General features: G+C 55.5%; 14 protein-coding genes. 5 read left to right on the plus strand and 9 right to left on the minus strand.

What is annotated here, in order from left to right; genetic code table 11:
• Nucleotides 1-16 precede the first annotated feature (16 nt).
• Nucleotides 17-340 carry an acetolactate synthase 2 small subunit gene (ilvM, locus tag L975_RS04110; RefSeq protein WP_230400777.1) on the minus strand — a complete coding sequence of 108 codons (324 nt, stop codon included), beginning with the start codon at nucleotides 338-340 and terminating at the stop codon, nucleotides 17-19.
• Nucleotides 340-2016, minus strand: coding sequence for an acetolactate synthase 2 catalytic subunit (ilvG, locus tag L975_RS04115; protein ID WP_047707365.1), 1677 nt, complete (start codon nucleotides 2014-2016; stop codon nucleotides 340-342). The genes ilvM and ilvG overlap by 1 nt, the downstream gene beginning before the upstream one ends.
• 505 nt (nucleotides 2017-2521) lie before the next feature.
• Between ilvG and L975_RS04120 the strand changes: the two genes are divergently transcribed.
• Entirely contained in the window at nucleotides 2522-4072 is a 1551-nt protein-coding gene (locus tag L975_RS04120) for a YifB family Mg chelatase-like AAA ATPase (RefSeq protein WP_047707367.1), read from the plus strand.
• 49 nt (nucleotides 4073-4121) lie between these two features.
• On the opposite strand, the gene L975_RS04125 is transcribed toward L975_RS04120, so the two are convergent.
• Nucleotides 4122-4460, minus strand: a complete 339-nt coding sequence (locus L975_RS04125) for a DUF413 domain-containing protein (protein WP_010862918.1) — start codon at nucleotides 4458-4460, stop codon at nucleotides 4122-4124.
• Between the two features lie 123 nt (nucleotides 4461-4583).
• Between L975_RS04125 and hdfR the strand changes: the two genes are divergently transcribed.
• Nucleotides 4584-5426, plus strand: coding sequence for an HTH-type transcriptional regulator HdfR (hdfR, locus tag L975_RS04130; RefSeq protein ID WP_047707369.1), 843 nt, complete (start codon nucleotides 4584-4586; stop codon nucleotides 5424-5426).
• Between the two features lie 145 nt (nucleotides 5427-5571).
• On the opposite strand, the gene L975_RS04135 is transcribed toward hdfR, so the two are convergent.
• The 5 genes from L975_RS04135 to L975_RS04155 all read right to left on the minus strand — a co-directional run bounded on the left by L975_RS04135 (nucleotide 5572) and on the right by L975_RS04155 (nucleotide 10318).
• Nucleotides 5572-6201 carry a DsbA family protein gene (locus L975_RS04135; RefSeq protein WP_036769310.1) on the minus strand — a complete coding sequence of 210 codons (630 nt, stop codon included), beginning with the start codon at nucleotides 6199-6201 and terminating at the stop codon, nucleotides 5572-5574.
• Nucleotides 6202-6391: 190 nt separating this feature from the next.
• Nucleotides 6392-7015 (minus strand): thiol:disulfide interchange protein DsbA, encoded by a 624-nt coding sequence (gene dsbA / locus L975_RS04140; RefSeq protein WP_010862921.1) that lies wholly within the window; start codon nucleotides 7013-7015, stop codon nucleotides 6392-6394.
• Between the two features lie 123 nt (nucleotides 7016-7138).
• Nucleotides 7139-8131, minus strand: coding sequence for a serine/threonine protein kinase (locus tag L975_RS04145; protein ID WP_047707371.1), 993 nt, complete (start codon nucleotides 8129-8131; stop codon nucleotides 7139-7141).
• Nucleotides 8132-8296: 165 nt separating this feature from the next.
• A complete protein-coding gene (gene ccoG, locus L975_RS04150; RefSeq protein ID WP_072033013.1) occupies nucleotides 8297-9736 on the minus strand; it encodes a cytochrome c oxidase accessory protein CcoG in 1440 nt (479 codons plus the stop codon).
• A gap of 312 nt (nucleotides 9737-10048) precedes the next feature.
• Nucleotides 10049-10318 carry a YihD family protein gene (locus L975_RS04155; protein ID WP_010862924.1) on the minus strand — a complete coding sequence of 90 codons (270 nt, stop codon included), beginning with the start codon at nucleotides 10316-10318 and terminating at the stop codon, nucleotides 10049-10051.
• 236 nt (nucleotides 10319-10554) lie between these two features.
• On the opposite strand from L975_RS04155, the gene mobA reads away from it, so the two are divergent.
• The 3 genes from mobA to L975_RS04170 all read left to right on the plus strand — a co-directional run bounded on the left by mobA (nucleotide 10555) and on the right by L975_RS04170 (nucleotide 12467).
• Entirely contained in the window at nucleotides 10555-11145 is a 591-nt protein-coding gene (gene mobA / locus L975_RS04160) for a molybdenum cofactor guanylyltransferase MobA (RefSeq protein ID WP_047707372.1), read from the plus strand.
• Nucleotides 11142-11669 carry a molybdopterin-guanine dinucleotide biosynthesis protein MobB gene (mobB, locus tag L975_RS04165; protein WP_047707373.1) on the plus strand — a complete coding sequence of 176 codons (528 nt, stop codon included), beginning with the start codon at nucleotides 11142-11144 and terminating at the stop codon, nucleotides 11667-11669. The genes mobA and mobB overlap by 4 nt, the downstream gene beginning before the upstream one ends.
• Nucleotides 11670-11780: 111 nt before the next feature.
• Entirely contained in the window at nucleotides 11781-12467 is a 687-nt protein-coding gene (locus L975_RS04170; RefSeq protein ID WP_010862927.1) for a FadR/GntR family transcriptional regulator, read from the plus strand.
• A 137-nt stretch (nucleotides 12468-12604) separates the two neighbouring features.
• Here the strand turns inward: L975_RS04170 and fabV are convergent, their stop codons facing one another.
• Nucleotides 12605-13765, minus strand: a complete 1161-nt coding sequence (gene fabV / locus L975_RS04175) for an enoyl-ACP reductase FabV (protein ID WP_047707374.1) — start codon at nucleotides 13763-13765, stop codon at nucleotides 12605-12607.
• Between the last annotated feature and the right edge of the window lie 24 nt (nucleotides 13766-13789).

The following is a 13789-nucleotide window of genomic DNA, read 5'->3' on the forward strand; positions in this document are numbered from 1 at the left end:
GTCGCTTGGCCGTGCTTCAGGCACGGATCATCGGGTGGGGGGCGGCCAACATACCGTTACTGTCAGACTGTACAGCCCGCAGACAGACACTGGCGACATCAATCAATTTACCCAGCTGGGCGGATAACTGCTCCACCGGCCGCTCACTGCAGACCGTAAGCTCAATATTGACACGATCCGCGGCGTCTGCCAGCACCATATTCATGGCCCAGACCTGAAAACCGCGATGCCGTGTTACACGTAATACACGCTCGGCCACTTCCGGACAAAAACGCGCATCGACCACCAAGGTGTGCATCGCACTGTGGCTTGTCAGGGTATGGCTCATTGGGGATGTCATCACAGCGCCTCCAGCATAGTGTCATTTCCGGCGCCCGGTGGAACCAGTGGCCAGACGTTGTCCTGTTCGTTAATCCGTACGTGCAGCAGATAAGGGCCTGGGCTTGCCAGCATGGTTTCCAGCGCATCGTCCACTTGATCTTGGCGCCAGATTTGCTGACCAGGGATGCCAAACGCCGATGCCAACGTCAGGAAATCGGGGTTATCCGATAAATCGGTTTCACTAAAACGGCCAGCAAAAAACAGCGATTGCCACTGCCGTACCATGCCCAGACGCTGGTTATCCAGCAGTACGATTTTTACCGGCAGACGCCGGCGCTTAAGAGTGCCGAGCTCTTGCACGTTCATCATGAACGAGCCATCGCCGGAAACGCAGATCACGCAATCTTGTGGCCGCGCCATCTGCGCGCCCACCGCTGCCGGTAACCCAAAGCCCATCGTGCCCAGACCGGCAGAGGTCAGCAGATCGTGCGGAGAAGTAAACTGCATATGTTGAGCAACCCACATCTGGTGTTGACCCACATCGGTGGTCACCACACTGGTGCGTGGACGGCGCTGTGACAGCGTACGCAGCAGCGCCGGAGCATCAATGCGCTCACCGTGCGCCGCCGCGGCATAATCCCACGCGTGCTCGGCGTTGAGCGCATCAATCTGCGCCAACCACGGCGCGATGCTAAGCGGCGCAGCCAGTGCAGCACTGAGGGCAGGCAGTAACGTACGCAGATCGCCGTGTAATGCCACATCGGGACGGCGCAATTTGCCAAACTCGGCGCTGTCGATATCCAGATGGATCACCTTAGCGTCAGGGGCAAAGGTGTCCAACTTGCCGGTCACCCGGTCATCAAAACGTGCCCCGACCACCAGCAGCAAATCGCACTGCTGCACCGCCAGATTGGCCGCTTTACTGCCGTGCATGCCAAGCATGCCTAAGTAGTAGGGATGGTGCGGATCGACCGCGCCCAAGCCTTTCAGAGTCGCCACCGACGGCATGGCGCTGTGGCGCAGTAAGGCATTCAGCTGCGCGCTCGCGCCGGCCAAGGCTACGCCACCACCGACATACAGCATCGGGCGCTGCGCGGCTTGCAGCAACTGCTGGGCCTGCGCCAGTGCCGATGACGGGCAACTAGGCTGCGGCGCATCGGCCACCGCCAACGGCTGCGGACGAATAGCCATCAGTTGAATATCTTTGGGAATATCGACCAACACCGGCCCCGGACGGCCACTGCTGGCCACACGGAAGGCTTCGGCCAGTACCGAGGTCAGCTCCTCAGGACGACGCACTAAAAAGCTGTGCTTGGTACAAGCCAAAGAAAGACCGAGCACATCCACTTCCTGAAAGGCATCGGTGCCAATCAGTGGGCTGGCCACTTGACCGGTGATCGCCACCACCGGCACCGAATCCAGCAACGCATCGGCCAAACCGGTGATCAAATTGGTGGCACCCGGGCCAGACGTGGCGATACAGACCCCAACGCGACCGCTCGCACGGGCATAACCGATCGCCGCCATCGCCGCCCCTTGCTCATGACGGCACAGCAGGTGTTCGACGCCACCATCATACAGGGCGTCATACACCGGCATAATCGCACCGCCCGGATAACCGAACACTGTCTCCACCCCTTGCGCTCGCAAGGCCTCTACCACCCATTGGGCTCCCGTTCGCTGCGATCCCGTCATGGCTTTACCTCATCTGCTCATGGCGGGTACGGATGCTTGGCGTGTCACTCATGCTCTGTACTCCTTGTGAATGTGTCTGCCGGTATTCCTGTACGAAAAAGCCCCCGGACCTTTCGGTGCGGGGGCTTCTCCTTTTCCGGCTTGCCTGTCTGTTAGTCAGTCTGCCGTTTACCAAGTGCGACCCCGCGCGGTGAGATAATAATCACCACGTTGACGATAATTAGGGTTAGCACGGCACGGATAGACTGCATAAGTCGAATTCTTTCCCGGATTTATAGTGTTTAGTTGTTGTGTTTGTTAGCTGACCACGCCTCCGGCAATGAGAGCCCGGTCATGCTTTGCACAATTAAAGAGGTATCACAGCTGTTCAGTTTTTGACAACTTATTTTTGCGAAAATCTTCGCGCATCTAAAAAGCGCCTGAATAACAAACTGATTTTTAAGGGTAAAAATGAAGCTCTTTTTTTGCCCTCGTAGGCGCTCATCACAAGGAATACTCCACCGCTATGTCACTGGCCATTATTCACTGCCGCGCCAGCATCGGCGTGCAGGCACCGGCAGTTACCATCGAAGTGCATATCAGCGCCGGTTTACCGGGGCTGACACTGGTTGGTCTGGCCGAAACGTCGGTCAAAGAGGCGCGCGATCGGGTGCGCAGTGCGCTACTCAATAGCGGGCTGGAATTTCCCGCTCGGCGCATTACCGTTAACTTGGCACCCGCCGATCTACCCAAGGAAGGTGGCCGTTTCGACTTGCCGATCGCCCTCGGTATTCTGGCCGCCTCAGGGCAAATTGATGACCGTGCGCTGGCTCGCTATGAATTTACCGGCGAGTTAGCGCTCTCAGGTGAATTGCGCGCCGTTACCGGCGTGATCCCGGCGGTGATGGCCGCCCATAGCGCTGATCGGCAGCTGATTTTACCGGCCGCCAATGCCACTCAAGCGGGATTAGTGGGCAATGCCGCCCCGTTGGTGGCGGAAAATCTGGCGCAAGTCTGCGCGCACTTAAACGGCAAACAGCCGCTAGCGCATCAAACGCCACTCGCAGCGCATACGGCGCTAACGCCATCCAGCGCCGATTTGCAGGACATCATAGGCCAACAGCAAGCCAAACGGGCGCTGGAGATTGCCGCCGCCGGCCAACACAATTTGCTGCTACTTGGCCCGCCGGGCACCGGCAAAACCATGCTCGCTAGCCGACTGCGTGACTTGTTACCGCCGCTCAGTGACGCGCAAGCGCTGGAAACCGCCGCGATTGGCTCGTTAGTGCACCAAGACATTCATGCCGGTAACTGGAAACAGCGCCCGTTTCGCGCCCCGCACCACAGCGCCTCGCAAGCGGCCTTGGTCGGTGGCGGTAGCCTGCCGCGCCCGGGTGAGATCTCGCTAGCCCATAACGGGATTTTGTTTTTGGATGAGTTACCGGAGTTTGATCGCAAGGTACTCGATGCGCTGCGCGAGCCGTTGGAATCGGGGGAGATCATTATCTCGCGCGCCCAAGCCAAAGTGCGTTTTCCGGCTCGTTTTCAGCTGATCGCAGCCATGAACCCCAGCCCAAGCGGCCACTACCAAGGCACGCATAACCGCAGTTCACCTCAGCAAGTGCTGCGCTATTTAAGCCGTTTATCCGGCCCGTTTTTAGACAGGTTTGATTTATCGATTGAAGTGCCACTGCTGCCGCAAGGCAGTTTGAGTGGGACGCCGCAGCGCGGCGAGAGCAGTGCCGAGGTTCGAGAGCGCATCCTGCGCTGTCGCGAGCGGCAACTGGCGCGGCGTGGTAAACTCAATGCCGAACTGGGTAGCCGTGAAGTGGAGCAAGATTGCCATCTAAACAGCCAAGATGCGCTGTTTTTAGAGCAAACCTTGTGTCGACTCGGATTGTCGGTGCGTGCCTATCACCGGATCTTGAAAGTGGCGCGCACACTGGCTGATTTGGCCGCCGAGCCGCATTTGCAGCGCCAGCATCTGGCCGAAGCCCTCGGCTATCGCGCCATGGATCGCGTCTTACAGCACCTTGGCCGCGTCGCCAGTGGCCAATCGACGCCAGAGCCAGAGTAAGTGCGCCAATGTACGGCAAAAAAAACGGCGCCATCAGGCGCCGGTTGTTTTACTCATCGCTGTCGGTGTAGTCTTCCGCGGCATCGGCCTGCGGCTTACCGCCAGACAGGGTATGAAAACGCTTCGGACGCCGCGTATTGTCACGGTACTTGATCCAAACCTTTTCATTTTCCGTTGCTGCTGAACGCTCGCCGTGGCATACCGCCACGAACAGCTGCTCTTCTTCCGTGGCCGGCTGGCGCTTGCCAGAGTCCAGCTCATCGAAAGCGGCACCCAGACGCTCGAGAATCTGTGCTTCCTTGATGGTGAAATCGCCATGACGGGCGAAACCACGCGGATAATGCTTATTATCGAAGAAGCGACGTGTTGTTACAAAGCTTTCCGCCATAATGAGACACGCTCCTAAAGTATCATGGTCGTGTGGTTTATGGCGCGGAGTATTAGTGAGGCTTGACGCCGCTGTAAAACAAAATATTTTTATCGTTATGATGAGTTTTTTTGGAGATGGGACGTGGATACCGAATTACTGAAAACCTTTATTGCCGTGAGTAAAACCCGGCACTTCGGTAAAGCCGCTGAATCCCTGTACCTGACCCAGTCCGCCGTGAGCTTTCGGATCCGCCAGCTAGAGAGTCAGTTGGGGGTGGTGTTATTCAATCGTCATCGCCATAACATCCAGCTTACCGCGGCAGGCGAGCGCTTGGTGCCGTATGCCCGCACCCTGCTGCAAACCTGGCAACAGGCTCGGCAGGAAGTGACCGAATCGCCGCAGCAAGGCCAGCCGCTGCGCCTCAGTGCGCCGGCCTGCCTGTGGGAAGCGGGATTGACCGACTGGCTTGGCCGGCTCAGCGAACAACACCCACAGCAGCCACTGCGCACCCTGATCAGCAGCTCCCGCTCCGTGAGCCGTCAGTTAGCCGAACAAGAGTGTGATTTGGCCTTCAGCCTCGATCTGCCGCGCAGCGAAGAGATTAACGCCCTCGACTGCGGTGAAATCCGGTTACAATTGGGCACTAACCTGCCGAGCGGAGTACGGCTGCGCCCAGAGCAATATTGCCGCATCGACTGGGGCAACGCGTTCATCCAGCAACAAGCGGTGTGGTTTGCGCCGGATCACCCACCACGGCTACAAAGTGAGTCGTTGCTGCAAACCTTGCAGCATCTGCATCATCAGCCGGGCTGTGCCTTTATCCCCGATCAGCTGGCGGCAAGCCAGCTACCGGCGCAGTGGCGCGTGCAAGCCGATTTCCCGCCGCAAGCCTTTACCCTGCACGCCCTGTGGCCAGCCAATAGCCCACACGATGCACGCCTACGGGAATTGCTGCAAACGCCAGTGTTTCCCTCATTGATCTGAGGGCGAACATAGACTGCGCACAACAGCGCCAAAAACAGCTCGAGGGTGAGACACAGACCATGCCTCTCACCCTCCGCGCGGGTCACTGACCAACACCCTTGCGTTTACATCGCGGTTTTACCTAGCGGTTTTTATATAGCGCTGTTTAGGCGCGCGGCTGTTGCAGCAGGAATTTCACTACGCCATCATAGCTTTGGATAAACTGCTCGGTAGAATCGGCCGGCAAACCGCCCATGTTAATCTGGTATTTGCCATCAATGATCACGGTCGGCACACCGCGCAGCTCATAGGCTTGCGCCGCTTGCTGTTGCTTGGCGACCAGCGCGTTAACCATGAAACTGTTCAGTGCCGAGTCATACTCTTGTGCACTCACCCCGATTTGCAAAAAGGCATTGCGGATATCGGCCACGCTGTTGATGGTGCGGGTTTTCTGGATCCCGTTAAACAGCACCGGTTGGATCTGCTTTTCCACCCCTAGCGCCATCGCCACCGCCCACGCACGGGTCAAATCCGGCCCTAACGGCCCTAAAAAATCGACGTGATATTGGATAAATTCACCGTCTTTTGGCAGCGCTGATTCGATCTTAGCCGGTAGGCCATAGTCATACTCAAACGCGTAACAATGCGGACAATAAAACGAGAAAAACTCTAGTGCTTGTGGCTTGGCGGTGGCCGGTTTATCAAAGGTGGTGTACTGCTTGCCATCGGTGAATTCCGCGGCCTGCAGTGCTGGGCTGAATGCGGGAGCCGCCAATAATAACGTTGCCACCAGCATCCCTACTTTCATCTTCATTATTTACACTCCCACAACGAAGGATATGAATCACGGAAAGTACTTTACGGGGGCGGACTGGCGCCAGCAAGGGCGAGATAAGAAAAGTTATGTAAAGAAAAACGCGCCCACCACGAATGCTGGACGCGCGTTACGATTGTGCTCGGTTACCACGGCAACCAGACGCTCAAACTTACTTTTGTTGCAGCAGGAATTTAACTAACGCACCGTACTGCTGCACAAATTGATCATTGTTTTTCGCGTCAAAACCGCGAGGTTCGATGCGGAATTTGCCGTTAATGTAGATAGATGGCACGCCTTCCACTTGGAAGTCCTGCGCTGCTTTAGCTTGCTGCGCGACAAACGAGCTCACCATGAAGCTGCTCAGCGCGGCATCATACTCATCACCCTTCACACCGATTTTTTCAAACGCGGCGCGGATATCGGCTGGCGTTTTGATGCTACGGGTTTTCTGGATCCCTTCAAACAGCACCGGTGCCACTTTCTGCTCCACACCCAACACATTGGCCACCGCCCACGCTTGGCTCAGGTCTTTACCCAATGGGCCCAGAAAATCGACGTGGTATTGCTTGAACTGGCCATCTGTCGGCATTTCAGAGCGGATCATCTGCGGAATATGGAACGTATTTTCAAACGCAAAACACGCTGGGCAATAGAAGGAGAAAAACTCAATGGCTTCCGGTCTGGCAGTTGCCGGACGCTCCAAAGCAACATACTGTTTACCCTCAGTAAACTCGGCGGCAGCCACTTGAGTCGCCAGCAACAATCCCGCTAACGTCAGCCAAATCTTCTTCATTTCCACATCCTTTAAAATAAACAATAAAAACACGCTGATGGTGCTAGGCAGACCCACACGGGTGCCACCCACGCCTCTCTCTAAACCCAAACGATGCCGGTTGAAGCGCGCAAGAAACGCGCCTTAATACATTGGCATCAATTGCAATGGCGGTTCGCGCAACGCGGCGATCTGCTCTTTACAGGCCAAGATCTGCTGCTCCCAATAACGCGGCTCAGCAAACCAGGGAAAGCTGCGCGGAAATGCTGGGTCTTCCCAGCGCCGAGCCAGCCACGCCATGTAATGCACCATCCTCAGACCACGCAAAGGCTCGATCAGTTGCAATTCCCGCGCAGTAAAATCACAAAATTCGCCATAACTTTCCAGCAGAATATCCAGCTGCATCAAACGCTCATGCCGCTCACCGTTAAGCAACATCCATAAATCCTGCACCGCTGGGCCATTGCGCGCATCATCTAAATCGACAAACAGCGGGCCATCGCGCCACAAAATATTGCCCGGATGACAATCACCGTGCAGGCGCAACGGCTGCCAATCGCTATACCAGTGCTGCTCGATTTCGTTGATCAGCATATTCAGATCGGCAAAGAACACCGGACGTAATTCGGCCGGAATAAAATCGGATTGTTGTAAAAAGGCGCGCGGCTGATACAGGTATTCATCCAGCCCCAGCGTCGGCCGGGCGCTAAACAGCTGCTTTTGCCCCTGCTGGTGCAGACGGCCCATAAAGCGCCCCACCCACTCCAGCTGCTCCAGATTGTCCACTTCATACTGGCGTCCACCGACACTCGGGAACACCGCAAACCAGAAGCCTTCGTGCTGATGCAGGGTATCGCCTTGCAGGGTCAGTGGCGCTACCACGGGGATCTCGGCGGCGGCCAGCTCACAGGCAAACTCATGCTCTTCGCGGATCTGCGCCGCACTCCAGCGCTGTGGGCGGTAAAATTTCACCACGTACCGGCGCCGGTCTTCATCCAGTAACTGGTACACGCGGTTTTCATAGCTGTTAAGGGCCAACAAACCGGAATCGACACGGATCCCGACCGCCTCTAGGGCGTCCATAATCAGATCGGGAGAGAGTGTTTGAAAAGCAAATGCGCTGCTGTGCTCAGTCATGGTCGGCCTGTACCATCATCATCAAGTAGAGCACAGCATAGCAGAATCAGCCGGCACAGCGCAGGCGGCAACATTCATTGATCAATTGCCAATTGCACCTATCCCGCGCAGCCCTGCTATAAGGCGCGGCACTTAACACCAGTTAAGTGCTATTGAGTACCCAAATTAACGCGCGCTAAAAAAGCGGCTCTCCGCACTCACTGCGGCGCCGTTGCCGGTGACGGCAGTAGCACTAAAGCGGATCGGCTGCACGGCAGATAACGCCGCGCCTTCAGGTACGGCCAAGGTCAGCGGGATGGTATCTACCTCGCCTGGCGCCACTTGCACTTGCTGTGGGCCCAACCACTGCACATCAGTCGGTAGCCCTTGTACCGCTAACTGGTATGTCACCGGTTGCTGGGTTTTATTTTGCAGCTTGAGGATAAAGGTATTTTCAATCGCGCCTTCGTTGTTAATACGATACAGCTGATTACGATCGCGCAGCACCTCTAAATTGGCCGGTTGTAAGCGCAGTAAATTGGCACTAAAGAGCCCGATCATCACCACCAATACCAAACCATAGCCCAACAGTTTCGGTCGCAATAAGCGGGTTTTGTGGCCAGCCAGTTTATGCTCGGTGGTATAGCTGATTAGTCCCGGTGCATAGCCCATCTGCTGCATGGTTTGATCGCAGGCATCGATACACGCCCCGCAGTTGATGCACTCATACTGCAAGCCTTGGCGAATATCGATGCCGGTTGGACACACCTGCACACACAGATCGCAATCGATACAGGCGCCTAAGCCTAAGCTCGCCGGATCAACTTTGCGCCGCCGCGGCCCACGCGGCTCACCGCGCGCGCTGTCGTAGGCCACGATAAAGGTATCGCGATCGAACATCGCCGATTGAAAACGGGCGTACGGGCACATGTGCGTACACATGATAGAACGCATCCAGCCGGCATTGGCGTAAGTGCAGGCGGTAAAAAACAGCACCCAAAAGACTGTCCAGCCGCCAGAGGCAGCGCGGAAAAATTCGCTATACAGCGCTTTCGCTGGCACAAAGTAGCTGACAAACGCCAATGCCGTCAGCAGGGAAAACCCCAGCCAGCACAGATGCGTGGCGGTTTTACGCAGAATTTTATTGGCGCTACGCGGGGCTTTATCCAATGCTCGACGCTGGTTGGCCGTGCCTTCAAAACGCTCTTCAAACCAGATAAAAATGAACGTCCACACCGTTTGCGGGCACAAATACCCGCACCAGACGCGGCCTAAAAAGGTGGTAATAAAAAACAGGGCAAAAGCGGCAATGATCAGTAACCAAGCCAGCAAGGTGAGATCTTGTGGAAACAAGGTGGTGGCAAAAAAGTGAAACTGTTGCTGCTCTACATCCAGCAAAATCGCTTGTCGCCCTTGATAAGGTACCCACGGCAGCAAGAAAAACAGCAGCATCAATACCCAACCACCGTAACGGCGTAGACGCTGATAAGTTCCGCTAACCGCGCGAACATACAGGCGCTGACTCGGGTCAAAATACTTCAACCCAGAAGGACTCTCCGAGGTGTTAATATCCGTGTTGACATTCTTGACCGGAATGGTCGATTTTTGCTGCGGATCTGGCTGCATTCCCGCTCTCCCTCGCTTGCTTCGCCACCGGCTGGCTAGGCGCAGATGCTTCCCTCGTTCGGCTGGGCTCCACCTGAATCGATACCTGCGCTAATACTCCACAAATTCGCGCCCAGTATAACGCAGCCGCTCCCCACATAACGCAACTTTTTATTATCACTTTACTTACATCAAAGTAGAAAGGGCTACCGAGACGTACTCATCACCAGCAAACCATGTTTTGGCCATAAAAAAACGCCACGCGCTATACGTGACGTTTTGCATTGATTTGCGTTACGCTAACCCGCGGCCAAGCGGGGCGCTCGCCGGCGATCAGTCTTTGATGATCCCACGTGCACGCAGCAGCGCGGTTTTAAAGTCATCTTCGTAATCTTTCGCCAGACCTGGGATTGGCGCGGCTTTATCGGCCTCACGCATCTTCAGGTGATAAATCAACACATCATCGGTCAGATCGTTGAAATCACCGGTAAAACCCGCTTCCTGCGCCAGTTTTTGTAAAAAGGCAATCAGGTTCAAATCGGGCTCTTTTTGCCAAGCCGGATGCAGCAGTTCAATCAATTCATTTACGCGATGGCATTTCATTGCAGGTTTACCTTCTGTTTTCCCGCACCCTGGGGTGCCGTATGTGCATTATTATCCCTGAAAAATAGCAGGGTTTACCGTCACAGCACAAGATCTGGGGCTAAAATGCAACTTTCTGCAGTGAAACTGCCGCTATATGCAGCTAAAGATAATGCAATTATTATGTATCTGAATATTTCAATTCTGGAAAGCAGCGCTAAAATGAAGCCGGAATTCAGCGAGCAAAGAAGGTGGCAGTGAACACAGTGATTAGCGGTGCCATTCTGGCCGGAGGCCGGGCTACACGCATGGGCGGCGACGATAAGGGATTACGTCAGGTCGCCGGTCATCCTTTATACTGGTATGCCGTGCAACGCCTGCAACCGCAGGTCAGCAGCCTACACATTATCGCCAATCGCAATTTGCATAGTTATGCAGAAAGTGGTTTTCCTGTTTATCCCGATAGCACTCCTGATTTTCCTGGCCCCTTGGCCGGTATGCTCACCGCCTTACAACACTGTAGTACTGAGTATGTGGTCTGTGTGCCCTGTGATAGCCCACTTTTGCCACGCGATCTGGTCGCGCGCTTCGCCCAGCAGATAGGAGATGCCAGTTGTGCCATTGCCCACGATGGTGAGCGAGCACATCCGGTGTTTGCACTGTTACACCGGCGCTTGCTGCCGGCTATCAGTGCCAGTTTGCAACAAGGTGAGCGCCGGTTGATGGCATTCTTCCAGCAGCAACATGCGGTAACAGTTGACTTTTCCGATCAGGCGGCGGCTTTCGTTAACGTAAATACGCCCTATAATTGTATGATGATAAAGCCTGAATTGGAGAAGTTGAAATGACGTTGCCGATCTTGGGGATTGTGGGTTACAGCGGCAGCGGGAAAACCACCTTGCTCAAAGCGCTGCTGCCTCTGCTACACCAACAGGGGATCCGTCCAGCACTCATCAAGCACACCCACCACGATGTGGATGTCGACACTCCGGGTAAAGATAGCTTCGAGTTGCGTAAAGCCGGGGCGGAACAAACCATTGTGGTGTGCGATCAACGCTGGGCTTTGATGACCGAAACGCCGCCCGAGCGCGAGCCCGCGGCCAGTTTGGACTTTCTGTGCCGTCAGTTAGACCCCACGCGCACCGATCTGGTGTTGGTCGAAGGCTTTAAACACGAACCGATCCCCAAAATCGCTCTTTACCGACAGGAGGTAAATCGTCCGCTGGCCAGTTTGCTGGATGCGCAGGTGATTGCGCTCGGCTCTGATGAGCCACTGCCGGTCTCGGTACCGCAACTGGATCTGAATCAGCCACAGCAGTTTGTCGATTTTATCGCCCGCTGGCTGTTACAAAATAAGCACTCCATTTCATAGTATTTCGCACTATTTCATAATGTTTCATCCTACTAATATAGATAAAATTACCGTCGAACAATGGGCCGGCGGCTCTTATAACAACACCACCGCATTCGGTTGGGAGGACAAATGAATCACCACCATCAAAAAGCGGCCCAGCGTAATCTGTCATATCAGTTGGCAGAAAGTATCGGACGTCAGATTTTGGCAGGTCAAATCGCCCCCGGCGCAATTTTGCCGGGCGAAATGGAATTAGGTGAAATGTACGGGGTAAGCCGTACCGCAGTCCGTGAGGCTGTGAAAATGCTGGCCGCAAAAGGCATGTTGTTACCACGCCCGCGGATCGGAACCCGGGTCATGCCTCGTCGTAACTGGAACTTCCTGGATCAGGATCTCCTGACCTGGTGGGCAGAGCAGGACGACAAGCAAAAATTGGTCGACGACTTTCAGCTACTGCGGATTATGCTGGAGCCAAAAGCGGCAGCGATGGCCGCGCAATATGCGTCACCGGAAGACCGTCATCAGCTCTCGTTGCTGATGGGCGAAATGCGCGCACTGGACGAATGCTTTGATAAAGATCGTTGGATTGAAGTGGATACCCAATTCCACCAGATGATCTATTTTGCCAGTGGCAACCCGTTCCTGACGCCGTTCGGTAACCTGTTCAAAGCGGTATTCCAGGTTTATTTCCGTACCGTGACCCGTGACTCGGTGGTCAAACTGGAGCGTCATCAGGCCATTATCGATGCCATTCTGCGCTCGGATCCCGATGCAGCCTCCGCGGCGGTTACCGCGCTGATCGAGCACGACGAATAAGTAAAACGCTGCCACACGGGTTAGTGTGCACGTTTTGTCTCGTGTTTTTGAACCGTGTAATTGATGCGCTACCGAACCAAGTGTCGACTTGGGGGTAGCGCACCAATCTTCGGCTTACTTCGGCTTAGCTCGCGCAGTTAAGCCCCTTCGTCAGAATAATCTACCCCCGCGATCCCAAATCCATTCATCGCCAAAAATTCCTGTTTTACGCCCTGATAATCGCCGTACTGCATGAAATTATCGGGATTTAACAAGGCTAAACGCGCATCGACCGCCTGCTGTACAGGCTCAGCCAACTCCCAGTCATCGAGGCGAATCAGCTGGTCACTGTCGGTATGTACCTGCTCGGCAAACAGTTGGCTGTGACATAAGCGCTGCATTTGATCCAAACAATCCTCATGCACGCCTTGCTCTTTCATCACCGCATACAGGGCCATCAAATACGGTGCCATCCCGGGGATAAAGATACTAGCTTTGGTGACCAAGGCTTTCGCTACGACCACCCACGCGCCGCCACCCAGCGTTTGTAATTGGGCATTAATCTGCTGCGCCCGCTGATGCAAATCCGCTTTCGCCTGCCCTAAGGTGCCATCGCGGTATAACGGCCATGTACTGGCTGGGCCAATATAGGAAAAAGCAACGCTACGTGCGCCGGGGGCCAACACGCCAGCCTCTTGCAACGCCGTCATCCACTGCAGCCAATCCTCACCGCCCATCACGGTCACGGTGTCAGCCATCTCTTGGCTGCTGGCCGGCTCAAGGGTCACCGGTTGCAGTTTATCGGTCGCCAGATCCAGCTGATAGCCTTGATAAGGCGCGCCGGCCGGTTTGATGGCCGAGCGCACTTTACGCCCATCCACCGTGCGCTGGCCGGCGGCCAAGCTGTACACCACCAGATCCACCTGACCAAAATCACGCCGGATAGTCTCAATCACCGTCTGCCGACTGGCCGGCGCAAATGCATCCAGCATCAACGTCTCCCCCGGCAAACCTTGCTCAGCAGCCAACTCGGCAAACGCGGCACTTAAATGCCAACCAGCCGAGCCGCTGTACTGCCCCGATGGCCCACGCTCATAAGCCACGCCTAAGGTGCGCGCGGCATATTCTTGCAGCAACACTGTGCGCAGTGCTAAGCCGTAACCCGATGATGCGCCCAGCACTAACACACGCGGGCCAGCCGATAAGGCCGAGTTTGAGTTCGGCGCCGTACAGCGGGCGGCCCAACTGCGCAAAAACGCAGCACACCCGGCCGGATGGCTGTTACGGGCAATCACGCCCTGAATGCTTGGTTCGATCATGTTGCCTCTCTTTGCCGCAGCGTC

Source organism: Plesiomonas sp. ZOR0011 (assembly GCF_000800945.1).
Taxonomy (GTDB): domain Bacteria; phylum Pseudomonadota; class Gammaproteobacteria; order Enterobacterales; family CAMTGL01; genus Plesiomonas; species Plesiomonas shigelloides.

What these genes read in the sequence shown, in the direction of transcription:
- L975_RS04135 (WP_036769310.1), bottom strand. Translation starts at nt 6,201, where the DNA reads ATGCTGGTGGCAACGTTATTATTGGCGGCTCCCGCATTCAGCCCAGCA.
- ccoG (WP_072033013.1), bottom strand. Translation starts at nt 9,736, where the DNA reads ATGCAGCCAGATCCGCAGCAAAAATCGACCATTCCGGTCAAGAATGTC.
- L975_RS04170 (WP_010862927.1), top strand. Translation starts at nt 11,781, where the DNA reads ATGAATCACCACCATCAAAAAGCGGCCCAGCGTAATCTGTCATATCAG.
- L975_RS04155 (WP_010862924.1), bottom strand. Translation starts at nt 10,318, where the DNA reads ATGAAATGCCATCGCGTAAATGAATTGATTGAACTGCTGCATCCGGCT.
- L975_RS04145 (WP_047707371.1), bottom strand. Translation starts at nt 8,131, where the DNA reads ATGACTGAGCACAGCAGCGCATTTGCTTTTCAAACACTCTCTCCCGAT.
- fabV (WP_047707374.1), bottom strand. Translation starts at nt 13,765, where the DNA reads ATGATCGAACCAAGCATTCAGGGCGTGATTGCCCGTAACAGCCATCCG.
- L975_RS04125 (WP_010862918.1), bottom strand. Translation starts at nt 4,460, where the DNA reads ATGGCGGAAAGCTTTGTAACAACACGTCGCTTCTTCGATAATAAGCAT.
- ilvM (WP_230400777.1), bottom strand. Translation starts at nt 340, where the DNA reads ATGACATCCCCAATGAGCCATACCCTGACAAGCCACAGTGCGATGCAC.
- L975_RS04120 (WP_047707367.1), top strand. Translation starts at nt 2,522, where the DNA reads ATGTCACTGGCCATTATTCACTGCCGCGCCAGCATCGGCGTGCAGGCA.
- ilvG (WP_047707365.1), bottom strand. Translation starts at nt 2,016, where the DNA reads ATGACGGGATCGCAGCGAACGGGAGCCCAATGGGTGGTAGAGGCCTTG.
- mobB (WP_047707373.1), top strand. Translation starts at nt 11,142, where the DNA reads ATGACGTTGCCGATCTTGGGGATTGTGGGTTACAGCGGCAGCGGGAAA.
- dsbA (WP_010862921.1), bottom strand. Translation starts at nt 7,015, where the DNA reads ATGAAGAAGATTTGGCTGACGTTAGCGGGATTGTTGCTGGCGACTCAA.